Source organism: Micromonospora sp. CNZ303 (genome assembly GCF_004345505.1).
In genome coordinates this window covers 495804-504437 of record NZ_SLVT01000003.1, presented here as the reverse complement: position 1 = coordinate 504437, position 8634 = coordinate 495804, and the positions used below count along the sequence as shown (strand labels likewise).

Genomic DNA, 8634 nt, shown 5'->3' with positions numbered 1-8634 from the left:
AAACGCTCGGCTGGGACACCCCAGCCGAGCGCCTCGCTAAGCTCCTAGCCGTCACCGACTAGCCAACGCGTTGCAACGACCCCTTGAAACCGCCCTGATGTGCAGGGGGCCCTTCCTTGCACGCAGCACGCTGCACGCAGCACCCATCGCCCGCCGGCCAGGCACGACGTCCCGGCGGGGCGCTCAGCGGCTCTCGGCCGGTTCCGCCGGGCTGAGCGAGAAGTAGTCCTCCTCCTCCTGGGCGAGGTGCAGCCGCAGGACGGCCGCCAGGCCGTAGAGGGCGGCTAGCAGGTCGGTGAGCTGGTCCCGGCGCAGCGGGCCGTCGCCGGCCTGCGCGAGGTGGGCGCCGATCCGGTCCACCAGCCGCCGGATCTCCACGTGGGCGCGGCTCATCGTCGAGGTCGCCTCGGCGCTGCCCAGCGGGTCGGCCAGCGCCGGATAGAGCTGGCGCTCCTCGGCCGCCTCGTGCGGCAGCACCTGGCCGACCAGCCGGCGGTGCGTCTCGCGCAGCGTCGGCAGGCACTGCGGCGCGCCCGGCGCGGTGGCGACCAGGTCGGCGGTGTCCGTCAGCGCGGCGAGCACGTCGCGGATCCCGCCGTGTTCGGCCGCGTACCGGTCGAGCAGCTCCCGGGTGCCCGGCGGCACGTCGCGGCGGCGTAGCCCGCCCCCGAGGGCACGTAGCGCGTTGAGGATCACCAGCACGTCGATGCCCTCCTGGAGGAACGCCCCGGCGACCGGCGGGAGCCAGCCCAGGGCCGCGGCCAGCATCGCCAGCACCGCGAGGCCCATCCCCACGCTGGCACTCTGCACCGCGATCCTGCGGGCGTACCGGGCGATCTCCACCGCGTCGGCGAGCCGGTCCAGCCGGTCGACGGTGAGCACCGCGTCGGCGACGTCGGCCGAGGCGGTCGCCCCGGTGGCGCCCATGGCCACGCCGACGTGCGCCTCGGCGAGGGCGGGGGCGTCGTTCACCCCGTCGCCGACCATCACGGTGACGGCCCGGCGCGCCTCCTCACGTACGCGGGTCGCCTTCTCCGCGGGCGTGCACCGGGCCACCACGTCGTCCACGCCCACCACCCCCGCCACCTGGGCGGCGACGTCGGGCCGGTCCCCGGTGACCATCACGATGCGCCGCAGCCCCGCCTCGCGCAGCCGGCGCACGGTGCGGCGCGCGTCGGGGCGTACCGGGTCCTCCAGCAGGACCGCCCCGAGCGGGTCCCGCTCGCCGCTGACCCAGACCACCGAGCGGCCGGCCAGCTCGGCCCGGGACCGGGCGCTGCCCGCCCAGTCGGGCAGGTCACCGTCGAGCTGGCCGACCCGCACCTGCCGCCCGTCGACCGACCCGCGTACGCCCCGCCCCGGCTCCTCGGTCACCCCCGCCGGCTCGGTCAGCGACAGGCCCCGCTCGCGCGCCTGCGCCACCAGCGCGCGGGCCAGCACGTGCGGGGAGAGCTGCTCGACCGAGGCCGCGAGACGCAGCACGTCGTCGCGGTCGCCGCCGGGGGCGGCCACGACCTCGGCGGCGCGGGGACGGCCGGCCGTCAGCGTGCCGGTCTTGTCGACCAGCAAAGTGCGGGCCCGGCCGAGCAGCTCCAGCGAACCGCCGTCGCGGACCAGCACCCCGCGCCGGGCGGTACGCGACAGCCCGGACACGATCGCGATGGGGGTGGCCAGCAGCAGCGGGCACGGGGTGGCGACCACCAGCACGGCCACCGCCCGGACGAACTCCCCGGAGAGCAGCCAGCCCAGCCCCGCCAGGACCAGGGTGAACGGCACGAACGCGGCGGCGTACCGGTCGGCGAGGCGCACCATCGGCGCCTTGTGGGCGGTCGCCTCCTCGGCGAGCCGGACGATCCCCGCGTACGTGCTTCCCGCCGCGTCGCGCGTCGCGCGCATGCCGAAGCCGGCGCCGGCGTTGACCACGCCGCTGGCGACCTGCTCGCCGGCCGCGCGCCGCACCAGCCGTGACTCGCCCGTCACCACCGACTCGTCGAGGGTCACCGCCTCGTCGAGCTGCCCGTCGACCGGCACCACGTCGCCCGGCCCGACGAGCAGCCGGTCCCCCGCCGCCACCCGGTCCAGCCGCACCTCCTCGACGCTCCCGCCCGGGCCGCGCCGGCGGGCGGTGCGGGGGGCGCGGGCGAGCAGCGACCGCAGGTCCCGGGTCGCCCTCCCCTGGGCGTACGCCTCCAGCGCCCGCCCCGTGGCCAGCATCACCGCGATCACCGCCCCGGCCAGGTACTCCCGCACCACCAGCGCGCCGACCAGGGCCAGCACGGCGATCACATCCACCCCGAACTGCCGGCGCCACAGCTGCCGCAGCACCGACCAGGCGGCGGGTGCCAGGGCGGCCACGGTGGCGGACGCCCACACCACGTCGGCCGCGCCCCGGCGGCCGGCGAACCACAGCACCGCCCCGGCCAGCACCAGCACCAGCACCCCGGCCAGGGGCGCCCAGAGCAGCAGGCGCGAGCGGTCCCGCCGTACCGGCTGCTCCGGCACGCACTCGCGCGGTTCCGTTCCCACCTGCGGATCGTCTCAGCGCCCACCGCGCCCGGGAGGGCATCCGCGCGAACCGGCAGGGGCTAGCTGCCCTGCCACGCGGGGACCTGCGTACCGTGCGTCGGCAGAGGGGATGGCGCAGGATGGAGCGGCAACCCCGCCCGGGGCACCGTCGGGCTGGGGCACGATGGGAAGAGACGGAAAGGTCGTGACCATGAGCCACGAGACACCGGCGGCGGAGCGTCCGCTGACCACCGCACTCGCGGAGGCCGCCGCGACGGCCGGGCACGCCCCGTCGGTGCACAACAGCCAACCGTGGCGGTGGCGGGTGCTGCCGGACGCGCTGGAGCTGCGGGTGGTCCGCGATCCGAAGCTGACGGCGACCGACCCGGAGGGCCGCCTGCTGGCGTACAGCTGCGGGGCGGCGCTGCACCACGCGCGGGTCGCGCTGACCGCGGAGGGCTGGACCGCCGTCGTGGAGCGGACGCCCGACCCGACCGACCAGGACCTGCTGGCCCGGCTGACCGGAATGGCCCGCGCGGAGGCCGACCCGGAGGCCATGCGCCTGGTGCAGTGCATGCAGGTGCGGCACACCGACCGGCGCCCGGTCAGCGAGGAGCCGGTGCCGACCGCCGCTCTCGGGGAGATCGCCTCGGCGGTCGCCGCCGAGGGCTGCCAGCTCCAGTTCCTCGACCGCGACAACGTCCTGGAGCTGGCCGCGGTCGCCAGCCGCGCCGCCTCGGTCGAGGCGGAGGACCCGCAGCTGCGCGAGGAGTTGGAGTACTGGACCAGCCGGGCCGGCACCGGCACCGGCCTGCCGCCGGAGGTGCTGCCCGCGGAGGCGCCGCAGACCACCGTGCCGGCGCGCGACTTCGGCCGCCCCGGCACCCTGCCGGTCGGTCCCGGGCACGACCGGGCCGCCGTGTACGGACTGCTCTACGGCGACGAGGACGAGCCGGACAGCTGGCTGCGCGCCGGCGAGGCGCTCTCGGCCGCCTGGCTGACCGCGACCCGGCTCGGAATCTCCGTGGTGCCGCTGAGCGGGGTCGTTGAGGTCGCGGGCACCCGGCAGACGCTGCGCGGGCTGCTGGCCGGCCTCGGCTACCCGTACCTCGTGATCCGGCTGGGGCTCGCGGACCCGGCGCACGCGGGGCCGCCGCACACCCCGCGCCTGGAGGCCGCGCAGGTGGTCGACACCTCGGCGGTCCGCTCCCCCGACGCGTAGCGGGGCCGGGACCACGGCCACCGGGCGGCTACCATCGCCCGGTGGCCGCCAGCGAACCGAGTCCCCGCCCCGAACCGCACGTGACCCCCTCACTGGGGCTCAGCCCGCTGTCCCGGGTACGGCTCGACGAGCTGCTCCAGGAGATGCTGGACCGGGTCGGCGAGGTGGTGACCAGCCGGGAGCGGCTGCGTGCCCTGCTCGACGCGGTGGTCGGCATCGGCACCGACCTGGACCTGCGCAGCACCCTGCAACGGATCGTGGAGTCGGCCTGCGAGCTGGTCGGCGCCCGCTACGGCGCGCTGGGCGTGATCGGCCACGACCGACTGCTGCACGACTTCATCACCTACGGCATCGACGCGGAGCTGCACGCCAGGATCGGTGACCTGCCCCACGGGCGGGGCGTGCTCGGCCTGCTCATCGACGACCCCCGCCCGCTGCGGATGCCCGACATCACCCGGCACCCGCAGTCCTACGGGTTCCCGCCGCACCACCCGCCGATGCACAGCTTCCTCGGCGTTCCCGTGCGCATCCGCGACCATGTCTTCGGCAACCTCTACCTCGCCGAGAAGCAGGGCGGCGCGGAGTTCACCGAGGACGACGAGGAGATCGTCGTCGCGCTCGCCGCCGCCGCCGGCGTGGCGATCGAGAACGCCCGCCTCTACGCGCTGGCCCACCGCCGGGAACGCTGGCTCGCGGCGACCGCCGAGATCACCACCGTGCTGCTGGGCGAGGTGCGTCGCACCGACGCGTTGACGCTGGTGGCGCGGCGCGCCCGCGAGGTCGCCGAGGCGGAGGTCGCCCTCGTGCTGCTCTACGACCCCGACGGCGAGAAGTTCACCGTCGAGGTGGTCGACGGGGCCGACGAGCAGGCCGACGCCCTGGTCGGCACCGCGTTGCCGGCGGCCGAGACCAGCTTCGCCGCCGCCGTCATCGAGGGCCGGCACGACCAGGTGGCGGACCTGGCCCACGCCGCGCCCTGGCCGGCGCTGCTGCGTACCGGCCCGGCGGTGGTCGCGCCGCTGGCCACCGCCGACACGCTGCACGGGGTGCTGGTGATCGCGCACCGGGCCGACCGGGCGCCCGTTGCCAACGACGACGACATGGCCCTGCTGGGCAGCTTCGCCGGGCAGGCCGCGCTGGCCCTGGAGCGGGCCCGCGGGCAGGAGGAGCGGGAGCTGCTGGTGGTCCTGGAGGACCGCGAGCGCATCGCCCGGGACCTGCACGACGTGGTCATCCAGCGGCTCTTCGCCACCGGCCTGCAGTTGCAGAGCGCCGCCCCGATGACGACTAAGCCGGAGGTCGCCCGGCGGATCAACGCGGCGGTCGACGACCTGGACGCCACGATCAAGGACATCCGCCGCACCATCTTCGAGCTGCGCACCCCGATGAGCGCGGCGCTGCGCACCGAGATCCGGGAGGCGATCGAGGTGGCCGCCGAGTCGCTGGGCCACCGGCCCCGCCTGGAGCTGACCGGGCCGATCGACAGCGCCGTGCCCGACGCGGTCCGCCCCGACCTCACGGCCGTGCTGCGGGAGGCGCTCTCCAACGCCGTACGGCACGCGCAGGCCGACCGCGTGGCGGTGGCGGTGCGGGTCGAGGCGGGCCGGGTGACCCTCACCGTCACCGACGACGGGGTGGGCTGCGACCCGGCCGCCGCGCGGGGCGGCCTGGTCAACCTGCGCGAGCGCGCCGAGCGCCACGACGGCGAGTTCGTGGTACGCCGGGCGGTGCCCCGGGGCACCGAGTTGTGCTGGTCGGTGCCGCTGCGCGACTGAGCCGGCAGGCGGTGCGGCTGCGCGACTGAGCCGGCAGGCGGTGCGGCTGGGCGGCTGGGCCCGCAGGCGGTGCCGTTTCGCGACTCGGCCCGCAGGCGGTGTGGCTGGGCCCGCAGGCGTCAGTGGGACTTGCCGAGGAGGCGGGTGGCGAGGACGGCCGCCTGGGTGCGGCGCTCCAGGCCCAGCTTGGCCAGCACGCTGGAGACGTAGTTCTTCACGGTCTTCTCGGCCAGGAACATCTTCCCGGCGATCTCCCGGTTGGTGAGGCCCTCGGCCACGTACTCCAGGATCCGCCGCTCCTGCTCGGTAAGGGACTTCAGCTCGCGGGGCTGCTCGACGCCGCTGCGGATGCGCTCCAGCACCCGGGTGGTGATCGCCGGGTCGAGCAGCGACTGCCCGGCCGCCACCCGCCGCACCGCGTCGACGAGGTCGGTGCCGCGGATCTGCTTCAGCACGTAGCCGGACGCGCCGGCCATGATCGCCGCGAAGAGCGCCTCATCGTCCTCGTACGAGGTGAGGATCAGGCCCTTGATCGAGGAGTCCACGGCCCGGACGTCCCGGCACACGTCGATGCCGTTGCCGTCGGGCAGCCGCGCGTCGAGGATCGCCACGTCCGGCCGCAGCGCCGGAATGCGCCGGGCCGCCTCCTGGGCGAGGCCGGACTCGCCGACCACCTCGATGTCCCCGCTGCTTTCCAGCAGGTCGGCCAGGCCACGGCGGACGACCTCGTGGTCGTCGAGCAGGAACACGCGGATCATCCCTCGTTTCTACCCGCTGTCGACCCCTTCCCGCACGGGTCGAAGGTCCCGAACCGGCAACGCCCGCGCCACCGGCGGCCGAACAGCCCCGCCGACCAGTGGCGGGGCGGTCGAGCCGACGTCACCGGCCCGCGACACGGCCGAAGTCCCGCACGTGCGACGGGGCCGGTCGGGCCCGGCGGGACGGGACGTCCGGCCCTGCCCGGGCGACGCCCCGGTGACGGACCGTGGAGACGTACCACCCGCCGGCGCACGATCTGCCACGGAAGGAGCACGACCATGGACACCCGCTTCACCGTCGAGCAGCTACGGGCCACCGCCACCGACGCCGTACGCGCCCCGTCGCTGCACAACACCCAGCCGTGGCGGTTCCGGCTGCGCGACGGCGGCATCGAGGTGCTGGTCGACCCGGACCGGCGGCTACCGGCCACCGACCCCACCGGCTGGGGCGTGCGGATCGCCTGCGGGGCGGCGCTGTTCAACCTGCGGCTCGCCCTGGCCGTTGCCGGCACCCCGGCGACGGTGCGGCTGCGCCCCTACCCGGCCGAGCCGGACGTGGTGGCCCGGCTGGTGCCGGACGTGCCGCGCCGCCCCACCCCCGCCGAGCAGGCCCTGCACGCCGCCATCCCCCGCCGGTTCAGCAACCGCGCGCCGTTCTGGCCCGACCCGGTGCCCGCCGACGCCCGCTGGCGCCTCACCGAGGCGGCCCGCGCCGAGCAGTGCTGGCTGGAACTGGTGGTCGGCGTCAGCGCGGTGAACGCGTTCGGCGAACTCGCCCGCAGCTCCCACCGGGTGCTGGAGCGGAGCCCGCAGTACCGGGCCGAACGCCAGGAGTGGGTGCGCTCCGCGCCCGCCCCGGACGGCATCCCGGCCGCGTCCGGCGGCCCGCAGGGCGAGCCGCAGGACCTGCTGCCGTCGCGTGGCTTCGGCGGCCTCGACCGGGCGCCCGGGCGGGACTTCGAACCCGAGCCGCTGGTGGCGGTGCTCGGCTCGCCCGGCAACACGGCCGTCGACCAGGTCGTCGCCGGGCAGGCGTTGCAGCGGGTGCTGCTGACCGCGACGGACTCGGGGCTGGCGGCGTCGATGCTGTCCCAGCCGATCGAGGTGCCGTCGGCGCGCGAACAGCTGCGGCTGTCGCTGGGGCGCTTCGGCACCCCGCAGATGGTGCTGCGCGTCGGCTACGGCCAGCCGGGCTGGCCGACCCCGCGCCGCGACGTGGACGAGGTGCTCGACCTGCCGGTCACCCGGTCCTGACCGGCAGGTCGTGCCGGCACCTTCCGTCCGACCGGGTCAGGCGCCCGTCGCGGAGAGCAGCGCCGCCTCGCGGTCGGGGTCGAGCCCGACGGGGGCGCGCTGCGGGCGGCCCGCCCGGGGCGGGACGGTGCCCACCTCCCGCAGCCACGCCCAGGTGTCGGCGACCGTCTCGCCCACCGGACGGCAGGTCAGCCCGGCCGCGTACGCGCGCTCGACGCCGCGCTCCTGCAACCAGCGGTACTCGTGCCCGGCCGGGACCCAGATCGGCAGGTCGTTCCACGGCTCCACGCCGGCGGCCAGGATCGGCTCCGGGTCGGTCCAGCGCAGTCGGGCGTCGGCGCCGGTGGCCGCGACGCAGGCGTCGAGCAGCTCCCCCATCGTCGCGTGCCCGGGGCGGCTCACCGCGTTGAACGTCCCGCCCGGGCCCGCCGCGCCCAGGTCCAGCATCCAGCCCGCCAGGTCCCGCACGTCGACGTACTGCACCGGCAGGTCGACCGGGCCCGGCGCCAGCACGTCCCCGCCCCGCGCGATGCGCGTCAGCCACCAGGGCAGCCGGCCGATGTCCTCCCCCGGCCCGAGGATCAGCCCGGCCCGGGCGATCAGCGCCCGCTCGCCGAACGTCTCCCGCACGGCCCGCTCGGCGCCGGCCTTGTTGGTGGGGTAGCCGCCCTCGTCGGCGTCGGGCTCCGCGTCCACCACCGCAGCCTCCTCGTCCACCCCGGCCGCGACGGGACGCGCGTAGACGGATCCGCTGGAGACGTAGACGTACCGGCCAACGCGGTCGACCAGCGCGCGGGCGGCGTCGCGCGCCGCGCGGGGCGCGCCGTCCCAGGTGTCGACCACCAGGTCCCACTCGCCGTCCGCGAGCGCCGCCAGGCCGCCGGGTGCGGTCCGGTCACCCCGCAACCGGTGTACGCCCTCCGGCGTCGCGCCGTGCAGCCCCCGGTTGAACACGGTCACCGTCCAACCCCGCCGTACGCCCTCGGCGACCGTCGCGCCGCCCACGAATCCCGTTCCGCCCAGCACCAGCAGCCTCATGTGCTCCACTGTGCCCGCTCCGGGCGACGCCCCGGTCCCGTGTTCACGGTCAGCGGATCTGCCCACGGCAGAACCCGTCCGG

At 76.3% G+C, this 8634-nt stretch carries 6 protein-coding genes; 3 read left to right on the top strand and 3 right to left on the bottom strand.

Annotation, left to right across the window (positions count from 1 at the left end):
- Positions 1-183 precede the first annotated feature (183 nt).
- Positions 184-2526, bottom strand: a complete 2343-nt coding sequence (locus EV374_RS08355; protein WP_132233214.1) for a heavy metal translocating P-type ATPase — start codon at positions 2524-2526, stop codon at positions 184-186.
- Between the two features lie 190 nt (positions 2527-2716).
- Between EV374_RS08355 and EV374_RS08350 the strand changes: the two genes are divergently transcribed.
- Positions 2717-3727, top strand: a complete 1011-nt coding sequence (locus EV374_RS08350) for an Acg family FMN-binding oxidoreductase (protein WP_132233212.1) — start codon at positions 2717-2719, stop codon at positions 3725-3727.
- A gap of 143 nt (positions 3728-3870) precedes the next feature.
- Positions 3871-5502: a sensor histidine kinase gene (locus EV374_RS08345; protein ID WP_486485643.1), complete on the top strand. Its 1632-nt coding sequence runs from the start codon at positions 3871-3873 to the stop codon at positions 5500-5502.
- Between the two features lie 119 nt (positions 5503-5621).
- Here the strand turns inward: EV374_RS08345 and EV374_RS08340 are convergent, their stop codons facing one another.
- Positions 5622-6260 carry a response regulator gene (locus EV374_RS08340; protein WP_132233210.1) on the bottom strand — a complete coding sequence of 213 codons (639 nt, stop codon included), beginning with the start codon at positions 6258-6260 and terminating at the stop codon, positions 5622-5624.
- A 279-nt stretch (positions 6261-6539) separates the two neighbouring features.
- Between EV374_RS08340 and EV374_RS08335 the strand changes: the two genes are divergently transcribed.
- Positions 6540-7514 carry an Acg family FMN-binding oxidoreductase gene (locus EV374_RS08335; RefSeq protein ID WP_132233208.1) on the top strand — a complete coding sequence of 325 codons (975 nt, stop codon included), beginning with the start codon at positions 6540-6542 and terminating at the stop codon, positions 7512-7514.
- A gap of 36 nt (positions 7515-7550) precedes the next feature.
- Here EV374_RS08335 and EV374_RS08330 read toward each other — a convergent pair whose 3' ends face one another.
- Entirely contained in the window at positions 7551-8552 is a 1002-nt protein-coding gene (locus EV374_RS08330) for an NAD-dependent epimerase/dehydratase family protein (RefSeq protein ID WP_132233206.1), read from the bottom strand.
- Between the last annotated feature and the right edge of the window lie 82 nt (positions 8553-8634).

Excerpts from the sequence above, each read along its gene's own strand:
- EV374_RS08350 (WP_132233212.1), top strand. The coding sequence starts at position 2,717 with ATGAGCCACGAGACACCGGCGGCGGAGCGTCCGCTGACCACCGCACTC.
- EV374_RS08345 (WP_486485643.1), top strand. The coding sequence starts at position 3,871 with ATGCTGGACCGGGTCGGCGAGGTGGTGACCAGCCGGGAGCGGCTGCGT.
- EV374_RS08340 (WP_132233210.1), bottom strand. The coding sequence starts at position 6,260 with ATGATCCGCGTGTTCCTGCTCGACGACCACGAGGTCGTCCGCCGTGGC.
- EV374_RS08335 (WP_132233208.1), top strand. The coding sequence starts at position 6,540 with ATGGACACCCGCTTCACCGTCGAGCAGCTACGGGCCACCGCCACCGAC.
- EV374_RS08330 (WP_132233206.1), bottom strand. The coding sequence starts at position 8,552 with ATGAGGCTGCTGGTGCTGGGCGGAACGGGATTCGTGGGCGGCGCGACG.